At 66.0% G+C, this 23,272-nt stretch carries 23 protein-coding genes and 1 tRNA gene; 12 read left to right on the forward strand and 12 right to left on the reverse strand.

From position 1 onward, the window contains the following. Window positions 1-11: 11 nt before the first annotated feature. The 3 genes from EPO41_RS03720 to EPO41_RS03730 form a co-directional block, all read right to left on the reverse strand. On the reverse strand, window positions 12-3,920 hold the full coding sequence (locus EPO41_RS03720; RefSeq protein ID WP_296320602.1) for an autotransporter domain-containing protein: 3,909 nt from the start codon (window positions 3,918-3,920) through the stop codon (window positions 12-14). A gap of 153 nt (window positions 3,921-4,073) precedes the next feature. Next, window positions 4,074-4,514: a cupin domain-containing protein gene (locus EPO41_RS03725; protein ID WP_296320604.1), complete on the reverse strand. Its 441-nt coding sequence runs from the start codon at window positions 4,512-4,514 to the stop codon at window positions 4,074-4,076. Window positions 4,515-4,566: 52 nt separating this feature from the next. Then, entirely contained in the window at window positions 4,567-4,932 is a 366-nt protein-coding gene (locus EPO41_RS03730; protein WP_296320608.1) for a hypothetical protein, read from the reverse strand. A 152-nt stretch (window positions 4,933-5,084) separates the two neighbouring features. Here EPO41_RS03730 and EPO41_RS03735 point away from each other — a divergent pair, with 152 nt between their 5' ends. From EPO41_RS03735 to EPO41_RS03755, 5 genes are all read left to right on the forward strand, one after another. Next, the gene (locus EPO41_RS03735) at window positions 5,085-6,074 is read left to right on the forward strand and encodes an NAD(P)-dependent oxidoreductase (protein ID WP_296320610.1); all 990 of its coding nucleotides are present in this window, start codon (window positions 5,085-5,087) and stop codon (window positions 6,072-6,074) included. A gap of 114 nt (window positions 6,075-6,188) precedes the next feature. Next, window positions 6,189-7,424 carry a GTP cyclohydrolase II gene (locus tag EPO41_RS03740; protein WP_296320613.1) on the forward strand — a complete coding sequence of 412 codons (1,236 nt, stop codon included), beginning with the start codon at window positions 6,189-6,191 and terminating at the stop codon, window positions 7,422-7,424. Between the two features lie 8 nt (window positions 7,425-7,432). Then, entirely contained in the window at window positions 7,433-8,590 is a 1,158-nt protein-coding gene (locus EPO41_RS03745) for a URC4/urg3 family protein (RefSeq protein WP_296320616.1), read from the forward strand. Between the two features lie 22 nt (window positions 8,591-8,612). After that, window positions 8,613-9,251, forward strand: a complete 639-nt coding sequence (upp, locus tag EPO41_RS03750; protein WP_296320619.1) for a uracil phosphoribosyltransferase — start codon at window positions 8,613-8,615, stop codon at window positions 9,249-9,251. 20 nt (window positions 9,252-9,271) lie between these two features. Continuing rightward, complete coding sequence (locus tag EPO41_RS03755) at window positions 9,272-9,667, forward strand: MAPEG family protein (protein WP_296320622.1); 396 nt, start codon at window positions 9,272-9,274, stop codon at window positions 9,665-9,667. A 96-nt stretch (window positions 9,668-9,763) separates the two neighbouring features. On the opposite strand, the gene EPO41_RS03760 is transcribed toward EPO41_RS03755, so the two are convergent. From EPO41_RS03760 to EPO41_RS03780, 5 genes are all read right to left on the reverse strand, one after another. Further along, a complete protein-coding gene (locus EPO41_RS03760; RefSeq protein WP_296320625.1) occupies window positions 9,764-10,237 on the reverse strand; it encodes a copper chaperone PCu(A)C in 474 nt (157 codons plus the stop codon). A 37-nt stretch (window positions 10,238-10,274) separates the two neighbouring features. Then, on the reverse strand, window positions 10,275-10,757 hold the full coding sequence (locus EPO41_RS03765) for a TlpA disulfide reductase family protein (RefSeq protein WP_296320628.1): 483 nt from the start codon (window positions 10,755-10,757) through the stop codon (window positions 10,275-10,277). Beyond that, on the reverse strand, window positions 10,754-11,947 hold the full coding sequence (locus EPO41_RS03770; protein ID WP_296320630.1) for a sialidase family protein: 1,194 nt from the start codon (window positions 11,945-11,947) through the stop codon (window positions 10,754-10,756). Before EPO41_RS03770 ends, EPO41_RS03765 begins: the two co-directional genes overlap by 4 nt. Further along, window positions 11,947-14,130 carry a TonB-dependent receptor gene (locus EPO41_RS03775; protein ID WP_296320633.1) on the reverse strand — a complete coding sequence of 728 codons (2,184 nt, stop codon included), beginning with the start codon at window positions 14,128-14,130 and terminating at the stop codon, window positions 11,947-11,949. Before EPO41_RS03775 ends, EPO41_RS03770 begins: the two co-directional genes overlap by 1 nt. Before the next feature lie 64 nt (window positions 14,131-14,194). Further along, window positions 14,195-14,587, reverse strand: coding sequence for a DUF2946 family protein (locus EPO41_RS03780; protein ID WP_296320635.1), 393 nt, complete (start codon window positions 14,585-14,587; stop codon window positions 14,195-14,197). 88 nt (window positions 14,588-14,675) lie between these two features. Between EPO41_RS03780 and EPO41_RS03785 the strand changes: the two genes are divergently transcribed. Next, window positions 14,676-15,101 (forward strand): DoxX family protein, encoded by a 426-nt coding sequence (locus EPO41_RS03785; RefSeq protein ID WP_296320638.1) that lies wholly within the window; start codon window positions 14,676-14,678, stop codon window positions 15,099-15,101. On the opposite strand, the gene EPO41_RS03790 is transcribed toward EPO41_RS03785, so the two are convergent. Genes EPO41_RS03790 through EPO41_RS03800 form a run of 3 tightly spaced genes read right to left on the reverse strand, consistent with a single transcriptional unit; the run spans window position 15,102 to window position 16,787 of the window. After that, on the reverse strand, window positions 15,102-15,683 hold the full coding sequence (locus EPO41_RS03790) for an NUDIX hydrolase (RefSeq protein ID WP_296320642.1): 582 nt from the start codon (window positions 15,681-15,683) through the stop codon (window positions 15,102-15,104). Window positions 15,684-15,699: 16 nt separating this feature from the next. Then, the gene (locus EPO41_RS03795) at window positions 15,700-16,458 is read right to left on the reverse strand and encodes a glucose 1-dehydrogenase (protein WP_296320645.1); all 759 of its coding nucleotides are present in this window, start codon (window positions 16,456-16,458) and stop codon (window positions 15,700-15,702) included. An 11-nt stretch (window positions 16,459-16,469) separates the two neighbouring features. Next, complete coding sequence (locus EPO41_RS03800) at window positions 16,470-16,787, reverse strand: multidrug efflux SMR transporter (protein WP_295141141.1); 318 nt, start codon at window positions 16,785-16,787, stop codon at window positions 16,470-16,472. Between the two features lie 130 nt (window positions 16,788-16,917). Here EPO41_RS03800 and EPO41_RS03805 point away from each other — a divergent pair, with 130 nt between their 5' ends. The 6 genes from EPO41_RS03805 (at window position 16,918) to EPO41_RS03830 (ending at window position 23,015) form a co-directional block, all read left to right on the forward strand. Continuing rightward, the gene (locus EPO41_RS03805) at window positions 16,918-18,708 is read left to right on the forward strand and encodes a peptide ABC transporter substrate-binding protein (protein ID WP_296320650.1); all 1,791 of its coding nucleotides are present in this window, start codon (window positions 16,918-16,920) and stop codon (window positions 18,706-18,708) included. Between the two features lie 60 nt (window positions 18,709-18,768). Beyond that, window positions 18,769-19,731 (forward strand): ABC transporter permease, encoded by a 963-nt coding sequence (locus EPO41_RS03810; protein ID WP_296320653.1) that lies wholly within the window; start codon window positions 18,769-18,771, stop codon window positions 19,729-19,731. Continuing rightward, the gene (locus EPO41_RS03815) at window positions 19,697-20,644 is read left to right on the forward strand and encodes an ABC transporter permease (protein ID WP_296320655.1); all 948 of its coding nucleotides are present in this window, start codon (window positions 19,697-19,699) and stop codon (window positions 20,642-20,644) included. Before EPO41_RS03810 ends, EPO41_RS03815 begins: the two co-directional genes overlap by 35 nt. 72 nt (window positions 20,645-20,716) lie before the next feature. Beyond that, complete coding sequence (locus tag EPO41_RS03820) at window positions 20,717-21,628, forward strand: ABC transporter ATP-binding protein (RefSeq protein ID WP_296321169.1); 912 nt, start codon at window positions 20,717-20,719, stop codon at window positions 21,626-21,628. Window positions 21,629-21,636: 8 nt separating this feature from the next. Beyond that, on the forward strand, window positions 21,637-22,641 hold the full coding sequence (locus tag EPO41_RS03825; protein WP_296320657.1) for a dipeptide ABC transporter ATP-binding protein: 1,005 nt from the start codon (window positions 21,637-21,639) through the stop codon (window positions 22,639-22,641). A 92-nt stretch (window positions 22,642-22,733) separates the two neighbouring features. Further along, a complete protein-coding gene (locus EPO41_RS03830; protein ID WP_296320659.1) occupies window positions 22,734-23,015 on the forward strand; it encodes a hypothetical protein in 282 nt (93 codons plus the stop codon). Between the two features lie 107 nt (window positions 23,016-23,122). Here EPO41_RS03830 and EPO41_RS03835 read toward each other — a convergent pair. Then, a tRNA-Leu gene (locus EPO41_RS03835) sits at window positions 23,123-23,210 on the reverse strand. Between the last annotated feature and the right edge of the window lie 62 nt (window positions 23,211-23,272).

Here is a 23,272-nt window from a genome sequence, read left to right on the forward strand (position 1 = left end):
GGACCTGGCGACTACCAGCTCACCCGGAGACCGCCATTGAGGGCGTGGTTCGAGATGCCGCTGCCCACCTCGCCGTCGTAACGGGCATAGAGGGAGACGCCCTGGGCGACGGCGGTGTTGGCGGCGAGGCTCAGCGTGGCAGTGTCGCGCTGCGGGGCGGCGCCGAACACGGTGAAGTTGGTGCCGGGCGCGCCGGCAAAGGCGGCCGTCACCGGCCGGGCCGTGTCGGCGTATTCGTGCGCCCAGCCCAGGCGCATCTGCACGGCGAGCTTCTCGCGGCCCTCCGCGCCGAAGGCGCCGGCGAACTCGGCGCCCAGCACGCTGCGGGCCGAGCCGGTGGTCTGCGCCGCCACGTTGAGGCTGAGCCCAGCGGCGCCGCTCTCGGTGAAACCGTTCTGGCTGTTCGTCATGCCCTGGAAGCGCGCGAAGGGCGTGATCGACAGGGCGGCCGGCTCGTAGATCCCAATGCGGTATCCGGCCTCGACCTGGCCCAGGAACTGGTTGGCCCCGGTGCGGCCCTGGGCGATGCGCGCCGCCAGGTTGGGCAGCACGATCTGGCGCGTCATCTGGTTGTCGTTGTAGCCGTAGCCCGCCAGACCATCCAGGTAGAAGGCGCCCTGGTTGAAGGAGGCGTAGAGGCTGGCCTGGTAGCTGTTGGTGGTGCCCTGGCCGCTGAAGCCGCTGGCCCACTGGTTGCCGCTGCTGAAGCCGACGCTGAAGCCGGCCAGGAAGCGAGGATCGAAGCGATAGTCGATGCCGGTGGCAAAGCCGCCGGCATTGTAGGTCAGCGTCGCGCTGTTGCCGTTGCCGGCAACGCTGCCGGTGCCACCCAGTGCGCTGCCCCAGAGGCTCCACGGGCCGGCCGCGCCGTCGCAGGCGTCGGCGAGGCTTGCCTCGCAGGCCTGTGCGAGGGCCGTGCGCTGGCCGGTGCCGAAGCCGCCGCGGGCGAGGCCCATCTGCTGGCCCAGCGCATTCATGAACAGCAGTCCACCGGCGAGGTTGGCGGTGCCGAATCCCGAGTAGTTCTGGCCGCTGATGGTGTTCATGGCCGCCTGGCCTTGTCCCGAGCTGTAAGTCGCCATGGTGCCGATGACGGTGGCGAGATCGCCGCTTGAACCCGCGACGCTCGCGTCGAGAGCGCGGCCCACGACGGCCTGGTTGGCGGTTGTGGCGCCGGCGCCGAAGCCGCCCGGCTTGACCGTGAGAAAGACGCTGTTGGCGTCGTAGGAGAGCGAGGTTTGCAGGAAGGGGAAGAGGCTGTTGGCACTGGCGAAGGTGCCGGTCACCCCGCCGGTGGCATTGAGGATGGTGTAGGTGGTGCTGGGCGCATAGACGCCGGATGCGCCGGCCAGGGTCACGGTGCCGCCGGCGATGGTAGCGGTTCCCGGCGCTCCGCCCACATTGACGCGATCGGCCTGGCCGGCGCCGCTGGTCTCGACCTGGAAGCTGCTGCCGGCGGCCTGGGTCAACGCGCCGACCACGTTCAGCGTGCCAATGGAGTTGCCCGGCGAGACGATGCCGTTGTTGGTCACGGTGCCGCTGATGGTGCCGTTGCCGCCGAGATTGCCGCCGGCGCCCACGGTGACGTCGCTGGTGATGCTGCCGTTAATGGCCAGGCGCCCGCCGGTGACGTTGGTCGGGCCGGTGTAGGTGTTGGCGCCGGCGAGCGACAACGCCCCCGGCCCCTGCATCGTGAGGCCGCCGGTGCCGGCGAGGATTCCTGCGAAGCTCGTGTTGCTCTGTCCGGCCACCGTGAGGATGCCGCTGCCCAGCTCGATTCTGCCGCCGAGGCCCGAGAGCGACCCGATCGCGAGGTTGTTGCCGTTGAGGTCGAGCGTGCCGCCGTTGACCGCGAGTGGACCGGTCGTGGGCAACGACGCGCCCGGCGCCAGCTGCAGCGTGCCGGCATTCACCATGGTGCCGCCGGCGTAGCTGCTGGCGCCCGACAGGGTGAGGATACCGCTTCCGTGCTTGGCGAGACCGCCCGCGCCGGTCACCGCGGTCCCGAGCGTCAGGTCGAAGCCGTTGGTGTCGAAGGCGCCGCCGCCCGCGCCGAGCGTGACCTGACGTGCCATCGTGAAGTTGGACAATGCCGCGAGCATGCCATTGTTCAGGGTGAGGCCGCCCGACATGTTACCGAGTGCCGCATCGGCATTGATCCTGAGGATCGCGCCGCCGGTGACGGCCGTGCCGCCGGTGTAGGTGTTCGCGCCCGTGAGCGTCAGCCGGCCGCCGGTGAGCGACAGGCTGCCGCCAGCGACATTATAGGAGCCGCCAGCATCGGCTATTGTGCCCGAGAAAGTACCATTGTCGGCATTGGTGACACTGAGGTTCTGGGCTCCCAGGTAAATTTTGCCGGAGCCGTCGAGGTTCCGGATGCTGACGGGGTTCCAGGCGCGCGAGATGTCGAATGTGCCGTCGTTCGTTACGCCGCTGGATGCGGCGATGCTGCCCGGCCCGGCGATGTTGAGCAGGCCGTTCAGGTCAATCTTCGTCCGGCCGGCATAGGTATTGGTGGCGCTCAGCTGGAGCTGGCCGCCGTCCTTGATGTGCACGCCGCCCGTGCCCGAGATCACGCCCGCGAGGCCGAGCGGCACGTTGTTGCCATCGACGATGAGCGGACCGCCGGTGGTCGAGAGGGGGACATCGGTGACGAAGAAGGGCGTGTACGCGATGGCATTGTTGCTGAGGTCGTACATCACCGAGTTCTGCAGGAAGAAGCCGATGCCGAGGATGTTGGAGTTCGAGCCTTCGAAGCTCCCATCATAGGTATTGGGGGTCGCCCCGTTGGTCATCACCGAGGTCGACGGCACGAGGCCGGTCACCGGCGTGTGGCTGTCGGTCCCGGTCGTCGCGGTCGCCGTCAGGGTGACACCGTCTATGACATTGCCCCCGGAGGATACGGCGCTGTTGTCTAGACTGTTCGACAGGGAATTGCTGGGCGTACCCGTGTCGAGAAGCGTACCCTTGGTCGAGCTCACCGCCGGCGTCGTTGTGCCGGGCGGAGCGAGCGAAATCGTGAACTTGGCGCCATATTGCAACGATGCATCGTTGCCGGACGCGGTGCCGATGGGAGCGTACGGATTGTTGAAGAAGCCGGCCGCAGGCATCGGAATGACGCCCGCCTGTCCGGACGTGCCGGGCGGGCCGATCGGCGCGAACTGGCCAAGCATCTGGGGTGTCAGGCCGACCGTGACGCAGGGGCTGCACGGGGTAACCGCCCTGGTCTGGCCGCCGACCGTGACGGTCTGTCCGTTCACCCTTTGAGGCGCGTTGACCGTAGAGGCGGGATTGCTCTGGCCGTTGGCCGCCACGACGTAGCCCTGGGTGATGTCACTCCCTGCCACCATGGTCTGGCCGAGGATGCCCCCCAGCGTGCCTTGGGTGAAGTTTCCGGCACCGAAAACGCCATAGAACGGGCCGAACAGTTCCCTGAAGGGCGGTGGTGCGTTCGGGTTGTTGAAATAGCTGGGAAACGAGAGCGTCTTGTCGCCGTAGTTCAACTGATAAAGCGCGTCCACCGCGTAGCCCGGGTCGGCGGTGAGAACCTGACTGGCGCCGGGGATCGTCAGCGACTGAATCTGTAGCCGGTTGCCGTAGATATTGCCGGTGCTGCAATCGACGCCGCCGCCGTAGCAGTAGAAGACGTTGTTGCCATTGGGATAAGGCGAAGTGGGGACGCTCGTCTGCCCGGCGAAGCCGCCCCAGGTATTGGGATTGAATGCCGCGGCGAACGGGGCCGATCCGGTGTCGAACATGTAGAGTTGCGGCGTGCCGCCGTTGATGCCGACGTTGATGGTCAGTCGATAATAGGCGTTGTCGACGGCCATAAGTCCCAACGGAATGGTGACAGGCGACGATGGCATTTGCGCCTGTGCGGGCTCGGTGACAGCGGCCAGCGCCGCTGCAGCCCACGCCATCCGAAATGTGTAACGAAGCATCGATCCCTCAAGTACGGCGTCGATGCTCCACAAGCCTCGACAACATCCCTTGAGAAAATTTGCAAACTTGAATTGGAAGTGCAACTGGATATGGATCGCGTCTATGGCGCGGGAGGCCTTCCGGGGTGAAGATCACTCGACGACCGTCGTCTCGAAGTCGGCCGGCATGGTGATCTCGATCAGTTCGAGATCATCGCTATGGTCGATCTCCTTGTGCTTCACGCCGGGCGGTTGATAGACGGTCGAGCCGGCAACCAGCTTGTGCTGGCCGTAGCCCTCGTACTCGAAGATCGCCCAGCCCTTCAGCACATAGACGAACTGGAATTCCAGCGCATGGCTGTGGCGCGGCGCGTCGGGATGCTGGCCGGGCACGGCGCGGATGACGTGCGCGCCGACCTTGCCGCCGGTCAGCTCCTTGAGACCCAGCGGCCGGTACTCGAAGAAGGGCCGCAGGCCGTCCTTCTGGAAGGAGTCGGGGCCGAGATGGTTGACGATGCCGGGGCCACCGGTCGCCGTCGCTTCCTTGAGCTTCTCTTCCTCGGCTTCGCCGGTCGTCGGAAAGAGATCGGGCATGCCATCCTCCATCTTGTGTTGGAGGCGAGCATGCCCTGTTAATCGCGTCCGGTCAGCAGCGCGTGACCTCGCGCATCTGCCAGCATTGCGCATCGCCTTCGATCGGGCGGCCCGAGTTGCAATAGTAGACGTCCTTGTCCTTCTGCAGCCAGAGGCCGTTCGGCACCGCCGCCTTGATCTCGTAACCGGCCCTGATCATGGTGATGGCCGATTGGCCCGGCATGGGCGTGTATTGCGTCAGGCACGACGGAGCCTGGCCCGGCGCCTGACCCGGCGCCTGGGCCTGCCCGGGAAGCTGGCCCCCGGTCTGGGCCGGACCCGGCTTCGGACCGGTCGACTGCTGCGAATAGGCAATGGTCCCGGCGGCAACGGACGCCACCACGGCAAGCGCAAGTGCGCCCGCGACGAACCTTTTCATGTCCAGCTCCTCGGTCATCCCCGACTCGAACCGACGGGTCCGGCATCCCCACACCGGCCCACCCACACAGCCGCGGAAGCTAGATATGTTGCAGTGGCGGCGCAACCTTGAAAAATTGCGACACGGTTACCGAGATCGTCAGGGTGCCGAGGATGGAGTGTCGGTTCATCCCGCGACCCGGGCAGACAGTTCGCGGCCTGCGGACTATCGTCGGGGAAGACCGGGGGAGGACGACCCTGCCGAAGATACTGTTCATCGATTCGACGCCCGACATCAACCGTGTGTGGAAGCAGGTCCACGGGCCGGCGGACATTCCGATCGACGTTGGAATGGGCCCCGTCTCCGGGGAGGAAGTGCCCGGCAGGGTCGCGGGCTATGACACGGTCATCAACGATGCGACCTATTTCAGCGAGCCGACGCTCAGGCTCTGCACCGGTCTGAAGCACATCGTCTTCCTCGGCACGGGGGCGGCGAGCTTCGTCGACCTCGCGGCGGCGGAACGGCTCGGCATCAAGGTTTCGACCATCGGCGGCTACGGCGACACCACGGTCGCCGAGCATGCGATGGGCCTGGTGTTCGCCGCAGCCCGCCACATCGCGACGATGCACGGCATCGTGCGCGGGGGCGGGTGGCGGCCGATGCAGGGCATGGAACTCAAGGGCAAGACGCTGGGCGTGGTGGGGCTGGGCGGCATCGGCCGGGAGATGGCGCGCATCGCGCAGGGCGTCGGGCTGAAAGTGATCTCCTACAACCGCTCGCCCGTTTCCGGCGGCGGCGTGCCCATGGTGACGATCGACGAGCTCCTGGCGCAGTCCGACATCGTGAGCCTGCACCTCGCGTTGAACGATGCCACGCGTAGCTTCCTCGACCGCGCGAAGCTGGAGAAGACCCGTCCGGGCGTCCTCATCGTCAATACCGCACGGGCGGGCATCGTCGACGAGCCGGCGCTGGTCGACCTGCTGCGTTCGGGTCGCATCGGTCACTACGCAACCGACGTCTTCGGCAAGGAGCCGACGCCTCCCGACGAACCGCTGCTCCGGCTCGACAATGTCACGCTCACGGCCCATGCCGGCTACAACACCCCCGAAGCCGCGATGACCATGTACCGCCGCGCCATCGATCTCGCGGCAAAGGGTCCCTGATCTCGCGTCCATCGTGCAGATCGCGATGGTGAGGTGTCGGGCGAGCGTCTTCCTTTGGTCATCCGGCCGCTGTAAGCTGCCTCGCTTTCCCGCTCCCGGAGGACCGGAAAGCACATGGCGCACATCAGACTGAATACCCATCCCAGCCAGGGCGGCCAGCCGGCCCCTCCGGTGGTCTGGGGCGCGCGAGATCCTGCGGTCCGCGGGCCGGTCGTTGGTACCGTCGGGCTCACCTCGCGCCGCAACGTCATCGGCGTCCATTCCGGCAGTTACGGCATCTATCGTGCGCTGGCCATCGCAGCTCAGGAGTTGAAGGCCGACCATCGGCCGGACCTCACCAATACCTCGCCGGCCGAGCGCATCGGGCCGTTCGAGAGCTGGTTCGATCCGAAGAAGATCGTGTCGCTCGACCCGTGGGGCCACCTGGTTTCGGAGGTCTTCGCCGACAAGTTGGCGGGGGGGTGGGACATCAGGCCGACCATCGCCATCACCAAGGCGCATGTGAACATGCCGGAGATCATGGAGGCCCTGGCGGCCGGCCGGCTGAAGCCCGACAACGACATCCTGAGCGGCACCGGTGACGTAAAGGTGACCAAGGCCGCGATCGAGCCGGTCTGGTGGCTGCCCGGCATCGCCGAGCGCTTCGGCGTCAAGGAGACGGACCTGCGCCGCACGCTCTTCGAGCAGACCGGGGGCATGTACACCGAGCTGGTGACGCGGCCCGACCTCGAACTGTTCCTGCCGCCGATCGGCGGCGCCACGATCTATTTCTTCGGCGACGTGTCGAAGCTCGGCAAGCCCGAGACGAGGATCGCCTGCCGTCTCCACGACGAATGTAATGGCTCCGACGTGTTCGGCTCCGACATCTGCACCTGCCGGCCCTATCTCGCCCACGGCATCGAGATCTGCATCGACATGGCGCAGCGTGGGGGTGTCGGCGTCGTCATCTACAATCGCAAGGAAGGCCGCGCCCTGGGTGAGGTGACCAAGTTCCTCGTCTACAACGCGCGCAAGCGCCAGCCCGGCGGCGATTCGGCGGCGCAATACTTCAACCGCACCGAATGCGTGGCCGGCGTGCAGGACATGCGGTTCCAGGAGCTGATGCCCGACATCTTCCATTGGCTGGGCATCAGCCGCATCGACCGCTTCGCCTCGATGAGCAACATGAAGTCCGACGCGCTGCGCGAGCAGGGCATCGACATCGTCGAGCAGGTGCCGATCCCTGAGCACCTGATCCCCGCCGATGCGCTGGTCGAGATGGATGCCAAGAAGGCGGCCGGCTATTTCAGCCCCACCAAGCCCGGTTCGAACGAACTGGCGCGGGCCAAGGGACGTGGCCTCGATGAGTGACTCATTCGATGAATGATTCTCTGGCCTACCTGCGCACGCCCGTCGCGATCCGCGAACGGGCGGCGAAGGTCCTCAAGTATGTCGAGGACGGCCAGTCGCAATGGTTCCAGCTCGATCCGAACGGGCTCGAGACGGCCGTGCAGGTGACGCTCGCCGTCGCCCGCGAGCGCTTTCCCGATCCGGCGACGATCCCGTTCCATTCGCGCTGGCGGCATTTCGAGTCGGGTGGCCGCGACCGCTGGAAAGCCCTGGCCGAGCGGCTGAAGGATCTGCCGCCCGAGGAGATCGCGCGGCGCCGCATGGACCTTGCGGTCGTGTCCGTCCTGCTCGATGCCGGCGCCGGCGCGGCCTGGAGCTATCGCGAGGCGGGCACCGGCGAAGCCTATGCGCGCTCCGAGGGGCTGGGCGTGGCCAGCCTGCACATGTTCGCCAACGGCGCCTTCAGCCGCGATGCCAAGGGCGATCCATTGCGGGTCGATGCCGAGCGCCTGGCGCAGCTCACGCCCATGGACATCGCCGTGGGCTTCCAGGTGAAGGCGCACAATCCGCTGCTGGGCCTCGAAGGCAGGGCCGAACTGCTGCGCAGGCTCGGCACTGTCGGACTGGAGCGGCCGGGCGCGCTGTTCGACATCGTGGCGACAAGTGCAAGGGACGGCGAGGTGAAGGCCGAAGCCATCCTGGCCGCCGTACTCGACAGGCTCTCGCCCATCTGGCCCTCGCCGCGCGGCGACGTGTGGGAGCATCCGGTGGTCGGGCTGGTCCCCTTCCACAAGCTTTCGCAATGGATGAGCTATTCGCTGGTCGAGCCGATCGAGGGCGCGGGACTCAAAGTCGTGGCGCTCGATGCGCTGACGGGTCTGCCGGAATATCGCAACGGCGGTCTGCTGGTCGATGCCGGCGCGCTCCAGCCCAGGCAGCGCGTGCTGCTGGAGAAGAGCTTCGCGCCGGGCGACGAGGCGATCGTGGAATGGCGCGCGCTCACCGTGGCGCTGCTCGACCGGATCGCGGAGCATGTCCGCCTGCACCTGGGGATGGACGCGGCGCGCCTGCCGCTGGTGAAGGTGCTGGAAGCCGGCACGTGGTTTGCGGGGCGCCGGCTGGCCGCGGAGCGCCGCCCGGGCGGCGGCCCACCCATCACCGTCGAAAGCGACGGCACGGTGTTCTAGAATTTTGGGGGAGAAGAAGACGATGTCATTGCCGCACTCGATCCATGTCGTGTCGCACCCGCTGGTGCAGCACAAGCTCACCAAGCTGCGCGACAAGGCGACGTCGAGCACGAATTTCCGCCGCCTGCTGCGCGAGATCGGGCTGCTGCTGGGCTACGACGCCACGCGCGACCTGCCGATGGTGCAGGCGCGCATCGAGACGCCGATCGAGGCGATGGACGCGCCGCTGCTCGACGGCAAGAAGCTGGTGGTGGTGCCGATCCTGCGTGCCGGGCTCGGGCTCGCCGAGGGTGTCATCGACCTCGTGCCGCTGGCGAGGGTCGGTCATGTCGGGCTCTATCGGGACCCGCGCACGCTGCAGGCGGTCGAATATTACCTGAAGATCCCGCAGGACATTTCCGACCGTGACGTGATCGTCTGCGACCCGATGCTGGCCACCGCCCATTCGGCCATCGCGGCGGTCGATCGGTTGAAGGAGTCGGGCGCCAAGCGCATCAAGTTCATCTGTGTGCTGGGCTCGGAGCAGGGGGCGCGGGCCTTCGCCGAGGTCCATCCCGACGTGCCGGTCTTCGCGGCAGCCATCGATGCAAAACTCAACGATCACGGGTATATTGTTCCCGGGCTCGGCGATGCGGGCGACCGTCTCTTCGGGACCAAATAACGATAACGGGAGAAACGCCAATGTCTCCGGACCTGAAGTACCTCCTCTTTTCCGTGATCCTGACGTTCGTACAGATGCTGGTGGCGGCCATGGGCGCCAACCAGGCAGTCGGCCTGCCGACGCTGGCGGGCAACCGCGAGGGCCTGCCCGAGATCAAGGGCTGGGCGGGACGCGCCAAGCGCGCCCATCTCAACATGATCGAGAACATGGTGCTGTTCGCGGCGCTGGTGCTGATCGCCGTCGCTGCCGGCAAGGCCAACGCCATGACAGCGATGGGCGCGGCGATCTTCTTCTGGGGCCGGGTCGCCTATGCCGTGATCTACGTCGCGGGCATCGCCTGGCTGCGCACGGCGGCCTGGTTCGTGTCGGTCATCGGCATGGTGCTCATCGCTCTCGAGCTGCTGAAGGCGATGTAACGAAGACTATCAATGGAGCGCGCCACTCCAGTGGCGCTCAAGCTTGTTCAGCAAGTCATGAGCGCCACTGGAGTGGCGCGCTCCATTGAGGCAGCTTTAGTTCTTCCCGTGGCCGTGCGGCATGGCACCCATGGCCTGCACGTCGAGCTGGACGTCGACGCTGCCGGCCTTCTCGAAGACCAGGGTCAGCGGCACCTTGGCGTCCTTGGCGAGCGGCGCCTTCAGCTCCATGAACATGATGTGATAGCTGCCGGGCTTCAGCATCACGGTGGCACCCGGGGGAATCTCGAGACCCTTAGAGAGTTCGCGCATCCGCATCACGTTGCCGTCCATCTGCATCTCGTGGATCTCGACCTTGTCCGAGGCATTGCTGCGCGCGGAGACCAGCCTGTCCGCGACGTTACCCTTGTTGGTGATCGTCATGAACCCGCCGCCGGTCCGCGCCGAGGGCGGGGTGGCGCGGGTCCAGGGTGTCGTGATCTCGATCGAACCGATCTTGTAGTCCTGGGCCATCGCCGGCAGCGCGAGGACGGATACGGCGGCGGCGAGGAAGAGGCGGCGGCGGGTCATGGAATAGTCTCCTGATGGATTGGGTGATGGGATTGGTTCAGCGCTTCTTCTGCGCCTCGAGCCAGGCGCGGACCTCTGCGAGATCGGCAACGCCGGTCAGCACGGTCTCCTTGCCGTCGCGGTCGATCAGCAGGGTGCGCGGCAGTTCGCCCGCCCAGGCGGGATCGATCTCGTAGCGCAGCCGCTCGTTGAAACGGTCGGTGAAGGCCCAGTTCTCGACCTGTCCGAGATCGGCGCGCGACAGCATGTCGGCGACACGCGCGGGATCCTGCGGCACGGGATCGGCGGCCACCATGACGAGTCGCATGTCGGGCCGCTCGGTGCGCAGCTTGCCCCATTCCGGCATCTCGACGAGGCAGGGCGCGCAGGTCAGGCCCCAGAAGTGGATGACGGTCGGCTGGCCGTCATGGGCGGCGCGCAGCTTGGACCAGCTGCCGCGGCCGAATGATTGCAGGTCGGCGGCCTGTGAAGCGGCCGAGGCGAGGCTCAGCATGAGGACGATGAGGAACGTGCGGATCATGGCTGGTCCTCGAGCGGGATCAGGCGGTAGCCGTCGGCCTTGGTGAGCCACGACAGATAGGCGCGGCCGGCGTTGGCTGCGAGCAGGGGGTGGTCGGAGGCGTCCACGGTATCGGCGACGGTGCGCGGATCGCTCCACGTCCGGCCGCTATCGTGGCTCACCTGCCAGCGCACCATCGACTTGGTGCCGTCGAACTCCTTCCACACGACGTGGAGGGCGGTGCCGTTGGCCAGCAGGTAGGGCCGGGCCGGCTGGCGCCTGGGTGTCGACAGCGCGCGCGGCGCGCCGAACGGCGTGTCGCCATTGTCGGCGCGGGCATAGAACAGGCCCTTGCGCGCCGAGCCGTCGGTGAACCAGGCGACATGATAGGAGCCGTCCGGCAGGATGGCGATGCTCGGCCCGTGATGCGGGCAGGCCTCGATCTTCCATTCGTCGGCGCTGACGCGGCGCACCGGGCCCGGAGTTTTCTCGTCCTTGAAGGTGACGACGGCATGGTCGCGGATCGAACCGGGGAAGATGTTGCGGAACACCACGGCGGGCTTGCCGGGGCCGGCGAAGGCGATGCCGAGGCGGCAGCACTCGCAAGTGTTGTCGAGCGCGATCGAGGTCGGGCCGAAGCCCGCCTCGCCGTCTTCCCAGGCATAGGCGAGCGCGGCGCCGGGATAGGGTTTTCCGGCGGCGCGCGCCTTGGCAACGTTGCGCTTGTCCAGCCAGGCCGCGAAGACGCGACCCGTCGAAGGATCGACGGCAGCGGTCTCGAAGCGCTGGCTGGTCTGGTCGGCCGTGATCGGCTGCGGCTTGCTGAAGCTCGCGCCGTTGTCGCGTGAGCGCGCGTAAAAGGCGCGACCGTTGAAGTTGCGATCCTGGAAGATCGCGAAGGTGACAACCAGCCCGCCTTTCGGATCGACGACGATACGCGCCCGTGCGTCGGGGCCCCAGTCGAGATTCATCGGCTCGGGCGTGACGGCAACCGGTTCCGAGAAGGTCTTGCCGAGATCGGTCGAGCGCACGACGACGATCTTGTCGGCCATGGCGCGAACGAGCCACAGCGTGCCGTCCGGCCCGAAGGCCGGTGTCGCGGTGAAGGCTTCCGGCCCGGCGGCGCCGGGTTTGCCGTGCTGGTGCTGATGCTGGGCGGCGGCGGAGGCGGCGACCAGCATCAGCATGGTCAGAGCGAGAAGAGCGCGCATCAGAATTTCACCCTCACGCCGGCGGTGGCAGTCAGCGGCATGCCGAGCTGCGGGATGGCGGACGTGCTGTAAGTGGAGCCCTCGAACGAGGTTCGCGTGTAGCCCTGCGCCAGGTACTGGACGTTCGTCAGGTTCTGGATACTGCCATAGATGTCGACGTCCTTCACGGGGGTCCAACGCAGGCCGAGGTCGATGAGGGTCGCGCCATCGTTCAGCTGCGTGTGATTCGTGTCGTTCCAGTATTGCGGGAAGGACTTCAGCGCGGCCGTCAGCACGAGGGTCTCGATCGGCCGCCATTCGACGCCGGCCGTGAACATGTAGGCCGGCACCTGCCCGAGCTGCACGCCGGTACGCACCAGCGTCGGATTCACCGAACTGGTGAGGTAGGCATTCGTACTGGTGAAGCCGCCGGTCAGCCTGAGCTGCTCGAACGGCTGCCAGGTCGCGATCAGCTCGATACCCTGGAAGGTGGCATTGCCCACGTTCTGGTACTGGCGGACCGTTGTGAAGTTGGCGCCGAGACCGGCCGCGCTGACATAGGGCGCGGCGCAGGCCGGGCTGGTGTTGCAGACCGTGATGTAGTCGATGAAGTTGTTCAGGTTGTTGTTGAAGTAGGTGCCCGACAGGGTGAAGCCCTTCCACTCGAAGTCGAAGCCCACCTCCTGGCCGAAATTGGTCATCGGCTGCAGGTTGGGATTGATCGTCGAGTAGCTCGTGCCGCTGGCGAACACCCGGTACATCTGGTTCATGCCGGGCGCCGAGAAGTTGCGATAGATCGCGGCGCGCAGGGTCAGTTCGTCGCTGGCATAGAACTTCATGCCGATGCGCGGGTCGAAGCTCGCCGCGCTGGCGTTCGGTACGACGTTCAGGCTGCTTGAGTTCGTCGTCAGCACACTGGCATTCATCGCCTGCCAGAAATCGCCGCGAACGCCCACCGTGATGTCGATCGGAATGCCGGTGAAGCGGTAGGTGCCCTGGCCGAAGATGCCCTGGAAGCGGTGCTCGCCGTTCACGATGAACGTCGTCGGATTGGCGGACACGTTGGCATAGAGGTTGTTGTAATCCGTCACCATCGTGCGGCGGGCGTCGACGCCAAACTTGACGTCGCGCAACGGGCCGAAGTTGGCCTCGTAGAAGACCGAGCCGCCAATGTCGGAATTGGGCGCGGCCTCGATCTGGCTGACATACTGGTTGGTGGCGTTGATGTTGTTCAGCCGGTAGGAGCCGCTCCCGACATTGATGGTGCCGAACGAGCCGCCGCTCGCCCAGCCGCTGAAGTTCAGCGACTGCTTCTCGTCGAACTTGTAACTGCCCCCGGCGAGCAGGCGGTAGGTCGACCAGTTATTGTGGGCGAAGGTCCAGACCAGCCCGTCCTCGAAGGTCTGGTTCCAGTACCCCTTGGCGAAGAGCTTGAGGTTCTCGCTGGGTGTCAGGAACACGCTTCCGGCGACGTTGTCGGCCTTGGACGCCGTCGCGACGAGGTTGGCGTTGCGGTACTGGGCGGGCGTCAGGTTGTAGCCCGAGCTCTGGGCATGGTTGTAACTCGCGCCGATCTTGACCTTGTCGTTCACGACGTAGCTTCCGGCCGCTTCCGCCGTGGAGCTGTTGTAGCTGCCGTAACTCGTATCGGCCGAGGCTGCTGTGCTCGTCGGCTCGCGCGTGATGATGTTGATCACGCCGCCCATCGCCATATTGCCCCACAGGCTGGTGGCGCCGCCGCCGCGGATGACCTCGATCCGCTCCACCGAGTTCTTGGGGATGGTGCTCCAGTTCATGGTCCGGAAGTAGGGATCGTTGACCGGTACGCCATCGACCATGATGAGCGTGTTGATGGTCGTGCTGGTGCCGAAGCCGCGGATGTTCACCGGCTGGGCGGTCGGATGGAGCTGGCCGGTCGGGATGTTGGGCAGCCAGACGCCGGGGATGCGGTTCACGATCTGGTCGACGCCGGTCTCGGGCGTGGCCTGGATCTGCTCGCGGGTCATCACGGTCGTGCTGACGTCGAGCTTCTGGAGGTCGGAGCCGCGACCCGCACTGACTGTGATGGGCGGCAGCGAAACAGGCTGCTGGCTTGCGGCGGGCGCCGGATCTCCGGCCGGCGGCGTATCCTGTGCGCGGGCAAGCAACGGAATCAGCCCGAGGGCAGCAAAGGCGGTGGCCGTGGCCACGCGAACGGACAACATGAAGATCTCCCCACGAATGACAAGCGAACGCGACGCACGGCGAGGCGCGTCGCGGGTTCAGGCGTCAGACGGGAGAGGGTGGACCGCGCGGTCGGTGGGGCCCGTCGCGGATGCCGACGGGGGCCAGCGCCTCGTCGTTCGCCGCAAAGACGATCGTCTCGGCAACAGGCTCGACGAGCAGGAAGGCGGTGGCGGATGGTTCGCTCAGGACCGGCGCATGCGCGAGGCCCATGCAGCATTCGTGGATCTTGCCCGCCGGCTGGCCGGGTGCCTGCGCGCCGTCTTCGCCGGCTGAGGGCAGGCAGAAGACGCCCCAGGTGCGTGCCGCGGCTTCGGGCCCGCCATCGCGCATCAGGACGGCGTGGGCCAGCGGCTGGAGGAAGTTGAGCGTGATCGCAAACAGCGCCACAGCGAAAGCCGCCGCGCGCCAGCCCCGGTCGGGTCGTTTGCGAATCATGACTGAATTACGCATGAAAGGAGGCGGGGTGGAAGGGGACAGCGTGTCGCTTTATGGTCCGGCGGCATCTTCTCGGGGGAGAAACCATATGGAACGTAATGGCATGCCGCGCGTCATCGCGGCATTCCTGGACAGCGGCATCGGCTGGTTCCTGGCCCGGCTGGTGTTGACCTTCGTCTTCTGGAGCGCGGGTCTGGCGCATCTGATCGGCTTCCAGCACAGCGTCGCCGAACTCAAGACGCTGGGCCTGGAGCCGGCCGGCTTCCTCAACGTCGTGCTGATCGCCACGCTTTTGATCGGCTCTCTGCTGATCCTGCTGGATCGATGGCTGTGGCTGGGCTGCGGTATCCTGAGCGGCTTTCTCGTGGTTGCCATCGTGCTCGCCCATCCCTTCTGGACGATGGAGGAACCCGCCCGGACGCCGCACTTTCGCGTCGCCATGGAGCATATCTCGCTGATTGGCGGCTTCATGGTCTGCGCCGTCGCGGGACGGCTGCGCGATTTGCGGCGGTAGCTAATCCAACAGTGCCGTCAGCCGCTTGTCCCGCGTCTTGCGCGCGAAAGTGTGCAGTAGCCACATCGCGCCGCTCTGGAAACCGTGCAGGGTGCGGCGCCCGTCGCGCAGTTCTTCGAGGAAGGCAGGAAAGGGCACTTCGTGCGTCACGATGACCTCGCCGTCATCGAGTCGGGGCTCGGAGACCTTGCGCGCATCCAGAGCCACGAAACAGTACACGCGGTTGTCGAGCCGCGGCGCATTGGCGAAGAAAGCCCCGAGAGGGTGCCATTCCTCGCTGGCGAAGCCGGTCTCTTCCAGCAGCTCGCGCTTGGCCTGTTCGACCGGCTCGCCCGGCCCGTCCTGGACGCCGCACGGCAGCTCGATCACGATCTCTTTCGCACCGTGCCGATACTCCTCGACCAGGACGATGTTGCCGTCGTGGGTGATCGCAAGGGCGGTGACCCAGTCGGGTTGCTCGATGACGTGGAAAGGCGTGAGCACGCGGCCGTTTGGCAGCTCGACCGTGTCGGAACGCAGCGCCAGCCAGCGGTCGCGGTAATTATACTTCGATGCGAGCACCTTCCAGGGCGCGACGGTCATGCGGTCATCCGCCATGTCAGACCGCCGTCCAGCCGCCGTCGACCACCAGCTCGGCGCCGGTGACGTAGGAGGATTCGTCCGACGCCAGGAACAGGATGGCATTGGCCACTTCGTCGACCTCTCCGGCGCGGCCGAGCGGTACGCCCTTCAGGGTCTTGGCGCGCTCCACCGGATCGGCGGTGCGGCCCGACGTGCGCATCGGCGGCATCAGCCCCGGATGCACCGAGTTCACGCGGATGCCTTCCCGGCCATGCTGCGCTGCAGCAGCCTTGGTCATCAGCCGAACGGCTCCCTTGGAAGCGTTATAGCCGACATGGATGTAGGACTGGCCGACGATGCCCGAGATCGACGACAGGTTGATCACCGAGCCCGGGCCGCCGGTCTTGCGGATGGCGGCGATGCCGTACTTCATGCCGAGGAAGACGCCGGTCGAGTTGATGTCCATCAACCTGTGCCACAGTGCCGTGTCGTAGAGATCCTCGGCCGCCGACCCCGAGATGCCGGCGTTGTTCACCAGCACGTTGAGACCGCCATGGGAGGCGACCGTCCCGTCGACGGCGGCCTGCCACTCCTCTTCCTTTGTGACGTCGAGATGCATATAGGTCGCCGTGCCGCCGGCCTTGCTGATCTCCGCGACGACCGCCTCGCCGTCCGTGTCGAGCACGTCCGCCACGATCACGGCCCTTGCACCCTCGCGGGCGAAAAGGCGCGCGGTGGCTGCACCCATACCGCTTGCCGCGCCGGTCACCAGCGCCACCTTGCCCTTCATCCTCATCGTGTGTCTCCTCAGGCGAGCTTGAGGCCGACGATGCCGGCCACGATGAGCGCGATCGAGACGATTCGGATCGTCGAGGCGGTATCGCCGAACGCGAGGATGCCCACCGTGAAGGCGCCCACGGCACCGATACCAGTCCAGATTGCGTAGGCAGTGCCCATCGGGATGGTGCGTTGTGCCCACATAAGCAGCGCCCCGCTCACGACGATGGCAACTGCGGCGAAGAGGAGCCATCCAGGCCGGATTCCCTCGTCCGTCCAGCCGAGCTTCAGCCCCACGGGCCAGCCGATTTCGCAAAGTCCCGCCAGGAAAAGAGATATCCAAGCCATCCAATGTCCCCCCCGGAGCAAGTGCTGTCGTTGACTGCAGCGTTACAGCCTGTAACGATTGAGGATTGCACGCATCTTGCAGCATAGCGAGGGCGGCACCGGGAAGGGCATCGATCTTGGGAGTATTGAAATGAACGAACGTGAACTGCGTGGCCTCATCGGCAAGGTGAAGGCCGGGAAGCTTTCGCGACGTGGTTTCGTGCAGGCGATGATGGCCGTGGGCATCGGCGCGCCGGCCGCGGGCCAGATCCTCATGCATTCCGGCGTGGCGATGGCGCAGAGCCCCTCGACCTACAAGCCGACCAAGCGGGGCGGCGGCGGCCCGCTGAAGCTGCTGTGGTGGCAGGGTCCGACGCTCCTTAACCCGCACTTCGCGGTCGGCACCAAGGACCAGGACGGTTCGCGCCTGTTCTACGAGCCGCTGGCGGCGTGGGATGGCGAGGGCAATCTGAAGCCCAAGCTGGCGGCCGAGATCCCGACCAAGGAGAATGGCGGGCTTTCCGCCGACGGCCTGTCGGTGACCTGGAAGCTGAAGCAGGGCGTCACCTGGCACGACGGCAAGCCCTTCACGGCCGACGACGTCGTGTTCAACTGGGAATATGCCAAGGATCCGGCGACGGCGGCCTACACGATCGCGTCCTACCAGGACGTGATGGTCGAAAAGGTCGACCAGTACACCGTCAAGGTGAAGTTCAAGAAGGCGACGCCGTTCTGGGCCGATGCCTTCGTCGGCACGCGCGGCATGCTGATCCCGAAGCACCTGTTCGCGGACTTCATCGGCGCCAAGTCGCGCGACGCCCCCACCAACCTGAAGCCGGTCGGCACCGGCCCCTACATGTTCAAGGATTTCAAGCCGGGCGATCTGGTCACGGGTGTCGCAAACCCGAACTACCACCAGGCCAACAAGCCCTATTTTGACTCGGTCGAAATGAAGGGCGGTGGCGATGCCGTCTCGGCGGCGCGCGCCGTGCTGCAGACCGGCGAGTTCGATTTCGCCTGGAACCTGCAGGTCGAGGACGAGATCCTCACGCGCCTGGAGAAGGGTGGCAAGGGCAAGGTCTCGGTCACGCCGGGCGGCAACATCGAGTTCCTGCTCATGAACACGACCGACCCGTGGACGGAAGTCGACGGCGAGCGGTCGAGCCTGAAGACCAAGCACCCGACGCTCAGCGATCCCGAAGTGCGCAAGGCGATTGCGCTCCTGGTCGACAACAAGTCGATCCAGGATCACATCTACGGCCGCACCGGTCCGGCGACCCGCAACTTCCTCTATGGTCCGCCGCGCTTCGATTCGAAGAACAATCCGATCGAGTTCAACGTCGACAAGGCCAACGACATCCTCGAGAAGGCCGGCTGGAAGAAGGGCGCCGACGGCATCCGCGCCAAGGACGGCAAGAAGCTGAAGTTCGTCTACCAGACCTCGATCAACCAGCCCCGCCAGAAGACGCAGGCGATCATCAAGCAGGCGGCCCAGAAGGCCGGTATCGACATCGAGCTGAAATCGGTGACGGCATCGGTCTTCTTCTCGTCCGACGTGGCCAATCCGGACACCTACACGAAGTTCTACACCGACCTCGAGATGTACACGACGACCATGGGCCAGCCCGACCCGGGCACGCACATGCTGCAGTTCGTCTCGACGGAGGCGGCCACCAAGGCCAACAAGTGGCAGGGCCGCAACATCACCCGCTGGCAGAGCCCCGAGGCCGACAAGCTCTACCGCGAGACCGAAGCGGAACTCGATCCCGTCAAACGGGCTGCGTTGTTCATCAAGTTGAACGACCTCGCCATCCAGAATCAGATCGTGATGGGCATCGTGCAGCGACCGACGGTCTCGGCGATGACGGCGAAGCTCAACGCCCAGATCAGCGGCTGGGACAATAACACCTCGGACCTCAGCGACTGGTTCAAGGACGCGTAAGTCCTAAGACGCCCTCCCCGCCATCCGCGGGGAGGGCTTTCCTTTTTGCAGGTCCATCGCGTGAGCAGGCAGTACGTAATCCGGAAGCTCCTGATCATGATCCCGAGTCTGCTCGGGATCAGCATCGTGCTCTTCGCCCTCCTGGCCCTCGCGCCGGGAGATCCGTTCGACGAATTGGCGACAAACCCGGCGGTTCCGCCCGAGGTGCGCGCCGCATTGCGCGCCAAGTTCGGTCTCGATGACCCGATCTGGATGCGTTACTGGCACTGGCTGATCGCCCTGCTGCAGGGCGACTGGGGATTCTCCTTCGTCAGCCGCATGGACGTGAGCACGCTGATCCTGCAGCGGCTGCCCGTGACCCTGGTCGTCATCGGCGCCTCGCAGATCCTGGCCATTGCGATCGCCATTCCGGTCGGCGTTCTGGCGGCGACCCGGCCCTATTCCCTGTTCGACCAGATCGCCAACACCTTCGCCTTCATCGGCTTCTCGCTGCCGACCTTCTTCACAGGCCTGGTGCTGATCCTGGTCTTCTCGATCCAGCTCGACTGGCTGCCCTTCGTCTACCGCGCCGACATCAGCGCGACCGGCTGGGAGTTCTACTGGGAGCACATCAAGCAGTCGATCATGCCGGTGACGGTGCTGGGGTTGTTCCAGGGGGCGGCGCTGGTGCGTTTCGTGCGATCCTCGGTGCTCGACGTCATCCGCCTCGATTACGTCACCACGGCGCGCTCCAAGGGCATCGGCGAGCGCAAGGTCATCACCCGGCACGTGGTGCGCACCGCGCTGATCCCGGTCGTGACCCTGGTCGCGCTGCAGATGCCCATCGTCTTCAGCGGTGCGGTCGTCACGGAGCAGATCTTCCGCGTCCCCGGCATCGGCTCGCTGCTGATCACCTCCATGCTCTCCAACGACACGCCCGTCGTCATGGGCGTCACCTTCGTCTCGGCCTGCCTGGTCGTCTTCTTCAACCTCATTGCAGACATCCTCTATGGCTGGCTCGACCCCCGCATCGCTTTCCGCTAGCGCTCCCGCCGCGGCGCCCGCCGCGCGCAAGGCGCAGCGCTTCTCGCCCTGGCACGAGGCCTGGCGCCGCTTCCGGCGGCACAAGATGGCCCTGTTCTCGGCCGTTGCGCTGTTCCTGATCGTGTTCGGCGTGCTGGCCGGCCCGTTCCTCTGGCCGGTGGCGATCAACGAGATCGACTTCGCGGCCAAGCTGCAGGGGCCGTCCTGGGCCCATCCGCTGGGCACCGACGATCTCGGCCAGGACCTGCTCGCGCGGCTGATCTACGGCGGCCGCATCTCGATCGCGGTGGGCGTCGCGGCCATGGTCGTCGCGATCTTCTTCGGCCTGCTGGTCGGCGCCATCGCCGGCATGTCGAGCGGCCGGGTCGATGCGGCGCTGATGTGGGTCACCGACCTCTTCCTGTCGCTGCCGCAGCTGCCGCTGCTGCTGCTGGTGATCTACCTGTTCCGCGAGCCGGTGAAGGGCGTGCTGGGCGTCGAGGGCGGTGCCTTCGTGCTGATCGTCGCCGTCATCGGCGGCACGCGCTGGATGTCGGCGGCACGCCTCGTGCGCGCGCAATTCCTTTCCTTGCGCGAGAAAGAATTCGTCGAGGCGGCGCGGGCGCTGGGCGCCTCGAAGTTGCGCCAGGTGGTCCAGCACATCCTGCCCAACGCGCTGGGGCCGGTGATCGTGGTCGCGACCATCGACATCGCCGCCGCCATCATCGCGGAATCGACCCTGTCGTTCCTCGGCCTCGGCTTCCCGTCCGACGTGCCGACCTGGGGCAGCGTGCTGCGCGACGCCAAGGACTATCTCGACATCGCGCCGCACTGGGCGCTGTTCCCCGGCTCACTGATCTTCATCACCGTGCTGGCGATCAATTTCATCGGCGACGGACTGCGCGACGCGCTCGATCCGCGGCGTGTTCTCTAGGGCGGGTGTAGCGTGGCCGAACCTCTGCTGGACATTCGCGGTCTCAAGACCTGGTTCAAGACCGACGACGGCATGGTGCGTGCCGTCGACGGCGTCGACCTGCACATCGACCGGGGCGAGACGCTGGGCGTGGTGGGCGAATCGGGCTGCGGCAAGACCGTCACCGCGCGCTCGGTGCTGAAGCTGATCGATATGCCGCCCGGCCGCTTCGAGGCCGGCCAGATCCTGTGGCAGGGAAGGGACCTGATTCCGCTTTCCATGGAGGAGATGGACAAGATCCGCGCCAAGGAGATCGCCATCATTTTCCAGGAGCCGATGACCTCGCTCAATCCGGTCTACACGGTGGGCGACCAGATCGCCGAGGTGATCGCGCTGCACCAGAAGCTGTCGCGCAAGCAGGCGATCGCCGGTGCTGCGGAGATGCTTCGGCTGGTCAATATTCCCAACCCGCAGCGCCGCGTGCATGACTATCCGCACCAGTTCTCGGGCGGCATGCGCCAGAGGGTCATGATCGCCATGGCGCTTTCCTGCCAACCCAAGCTGCTGATTGCCGACGAGCCGACCACCGCCCTCGACGTCACCATCCAGGCGCAGATCCTGGAACTGATGCAGGAGATGAAGGAGCGGTTCGGCATGGCCATCATGCTGATCACCCACGCGATGGGCGTCGTCGCCGAGACCTGCCAGAGGGTGACGGTGATGTATGCCGGCAACGTCGTCGAGGAGGCGTCGGTGGAGGCGCTGTTCGGCGATCCGCGACATCCCTACACGCAAGGGCTCATCCGCTCCATCCCGCGTGTCGATCGCTCGGCCGAGAAGAAGCAGCGACTGGAGGCCATCGCCGGCACCGTGCCGAACCTGCTCGAGCCGCCGCCGGGTTGCCGCTTCGCCGCACGCTGCAAGTTTGCCATGGATGTCTGCACCCAGGCCGTGCCGCCCCTCAAGGAAGTCGGGCCCGGCCATTACGTGAGGTGCGTGCTGTGAGCGCGCCGGTGAGTGCTCCGACCGCCGCTTCGGCCGCGGATACCGCCAAGCCGCTCCTGTCGGTGCGCGACCTGCGCAAGCATTTCGCGATTCGAGGCGGCATCCTCTCGCGCGTCGTCGACAAGGTGCACGCCGTCGACGGCGTCAGCTTCGACATCGAGGCCGGCGAGACCTTGGGTGTCGTGGGAGAATCGGGCTGCGGCAAGTCGACGACCGGCCGCTGCATCCTGCGCCTGATTGAGCCCAGCTCGGGCGAGGTCTGGTTCCAGGGCGCCGATGTCATGAAGATGAACCATGCTCAGCTGCAGGCGATGCGGCGCGACATGCAGATCATCTTCCAGGACCCGTACGCCTCGCTGAACCCGCGCCTCACGATCGGCGCCATCATCGGCGAGGCGCTGACCATCCATAAGCTGGTGAACTCGCGGCAGGCGCTGGAAGATCGCGTCGTGCAGCTCCTCGAGACGGTGGGACTGCGGCCCGACCACATGCGCCGCTTCCCGCACGAATTCTCGGGTGGCCAGCGTCAGCGCATCGGCATCGCCCGCGCGCTCGCAGTCGAACCCAAGCTGCTGATCTGCGACGAGCCGGTCTCGGCGCTCGACGTGTCGATCCAGGCGCAGGTCATCAACCTGCTGGAAGACCTGCAGGAGCAGTTCGGCCTCACCTACCTGTTCATCGCCCACGATCTCAGCGTGGTGGAGCACATCTCGACGCGCATCGCGGTGATGTATCTCGGCCGCGTCGTCGAGATTGCGCCGGCGGCGGAACTCTACGACAAGCCGATCCATCCCTATTCGGAAGCACTGCTCTCGGCCGTGCCGATCCCAGACCCGACGGTGAAGCGCAAGCGCATCATGCTGGAAGGCGACGTGCCCAACCCGATCCGCCCGCCGTCCGGCTGCCACTTCCACACCCGCTGCCCGATCGCGCGCCCCGACTGCAGCCAGCGCTCCCCGGTCCTCGAGGAGAAGCGCCCGGGTCATTGGGCGGCCTGTCACTACCGGGATTAGTGGCGCGGCATGAATGCCGATCGCTTTCGCTGCTCCTAGACCCTCCAGGGGACGACGGCTAGAAGTTTGGCCCCCAAACAGCCGAGGATCCCATGTCAGAGGACAGCAAGAAGGCGGCGAGTGCGATCCTCACTGAGAATGAGGAAGCGCTTTTCCAGATCATGAAGATCGTCATTGCGACCGTTGCGGCGGGCGACGCGGTGAAAGGAAAGCAGCTGGACGAACAACTCACCTATCTGAAGAACGCCTTCTACTCGAACGGGAAGAAGAAGGCGGCGATCATGGCGGAGTCGATCAGGATCGCGGCATTCGCATCAAGCCGCGATGCCGCCCGCTTGGCGAGCCTGCGGGGAAGCCCGAAGGGAACCGCTTAGTCTTCCCGTTTCCGCCGTTGACTGAGCTTTCGGCACCTATGGTGCCCCCGGCCGGACTCGAACCGGCACGATCCTTTCGGATCAAGCGATTTTAAGTCCTCCCGCCGTGGTGCCGGGAGAGGGGCTCGAACCCTCACGTTTCAAGGAAACCAGGGGTTTTAAGCCCCATGCGTCTACCAGTTCCGCCATCCCGGCTGTCACGGATGGCGCGATCTGTCACGCCATCTGTCACACGACAGGCACCCTAGCAGCGCCCG

The organism is Reyranella sp. (assembly GCF_004297265.1).
In the GTDB taxonomy this organism is placed as follows: Bacteria; Pseudomonadota; Alphaproteobacteria; order Reyranellales; family Reyranellaceae; genus Reyranella.

What these genes read in the sequence shown, in the direction of transcription:
- EPO41_RS03830 (WP_296320659.1), top strand. Translation starts at nt 22,734, where the DNA reads ATGTCAGAGGACAGCAAGAAGGCGGCGAGTGCGATCCTCACTGAGAAT.
- EPO41_RS03815 (WP_296320655.1), top strand. Translation starts at nt 19,697, where the DNA reads ATGGCTGGCTCGACCCCCGCATCGCTTTCCGCTAGCGCTCCCGCCGCG.
- EPO41_RS03795 (WP_296320645.1), bottom strand. Translation starts at nt 16,458, where the DNA reads ATGAGGATGAAGGGCAAGGTGGCGCTGGTGACCGGCGCGGCAAGCGGT.
- EPO41_RS03735 (WP_296320610.1), top strand. Translation starts at nt 5,085, where the DNA reads ATGGAGTGTCGGTTCATCCCGCGACCCGGGCAGACAGTTCGCGGCCTG.
- EPO41_RS03755 (WP_296320622.1), top strand. Translation starts at nt 9,272, where the DNA reads ATGTCTCCGGACCTGAAGTACCTCCTCTTTTCCGTGATCCTGACGTTC.
- EPO41_RS03760 (WP_296320625.1), bottom strand. Translation starts at nt 10,237, where the DNA reads ATGACCCGCCGCCGCCTCTTCCTCGCCGCCGCCGTATCCGTCCTCGCG.
- EPO41_RS03730 (WP_296320608.1), bottom strand. Translation starts at nt 4,932, where the DNA reads ATGAAAAGGTTCGTCGCGGGCGCACTTGCGCTTGCCGTGGTGGCGTCC.
- EPO41_RS03770 (WP_296320630.1), bottom strand. Translation starts at nt 11,947, where the DNA reads ATGCGCGCTCTTCTCGCTCTGACCATGCTGATGCTGGTCGCCGCCTCC.
- EPO41_RS03775 (WP_296320633.1), bottom strand. Translation starts at nt 14,130, where the DNA reads ATGTTGTCCGTTCGCGTGGCCACGGCCACCGCCTTTGCTGCCCTCGGG.
- EPO41_RS03720 (WP_296320602.1), bottom strand. Translation starts at nt 3,920, where the DNA reads ATGGCGTGGGCTGCAGCGGCGCTGGCCGCTGTCACCGAGCCCGCACAG.
- EPO41_RS03790 (WP_296320642.1), bottom strand. Translation starts at nt 15,683, where the DNA reads ATGACCGTCGCGCCCTGGAAGGTGCTCGCATCGAAGTATAATTACCGC.
- EPO41_RS03785 (WP_296320638.1), top strand. Translation starts at nt 14,676, where the DNA reads ATGGAACGTAATGGCATGCCGCGCGTCATCGCGGCATTCCTGGACAGC.
- EPO41_RS03725 (WP_296320604.1), bottom strand. Translation starts at nt 4,514, where the DNA reads ATGCCCGATCTCTTTCCGACGACCGGCGAAGCCGAGGAAGAGAAGCTC.
- upp (WP_296320619.1), top strand. Translation starts at nt 8,613, where the DNA reads ATGTCATTGCCGCACTCGATCCATGTCGTGTCGCACCCGCTGGTGCAG.
- EPO41_RS03800 (WP_295141141.1), bottom strand. Translation starts at nt 16,787, where the DNA reads ATGGCTTGGATATCTCTTTTCCTGGCGGGACTTTGCGAAATCGGCTGG.
- EPO41_RS03745 (WP_296320616.1), top strand. Translation starts at nt 7,433, where the DNA reads ATGAATGATTCTCTGGCCTACCTGCGCACGCCCGTCGCGATCCGCGAA.
- EPO41_RS03765 (WP_296320628.1), bottom strand. Translation starts at nt 10,757, where the DNA reads ATGATCCGCACGTTCCTCATCGTCCTCATGCTGAGCCTCGCCTCGGCC.
- EPO41_RS03820 (WP_296321169.1), top strand. Translation starts at nt 20,717, where the DNA reads ATGGTGCGTGCCGTCGACGGCGTCGACCTGCACATCGACCGGGGCGAG.
- EPO41_RS03780 (WP_296320635.1), bottom strand. Translation starts at nt 14,587, where the DNA reads ATGATTCGCAAACGACCCGACCGGGGCTGGCGCGCGGCGGCTTTCGCT.
- EPO41_RS03805 (WP_296320650.1), top strand. Translation starts at nt 16,918, where the DNA reads ATGAACGAACGTGAACTGCGTGGCCTCATCGGCAAGGTGAAGGCCGGG.
- EPO41_RS03740 (WP_296320613.1), top strand. Translation starts at nt 6,189, where the DNA reads ATGGCGCACATCAGACTGAATACCCATCCCAGCCAGGGCGGCCAGCCG.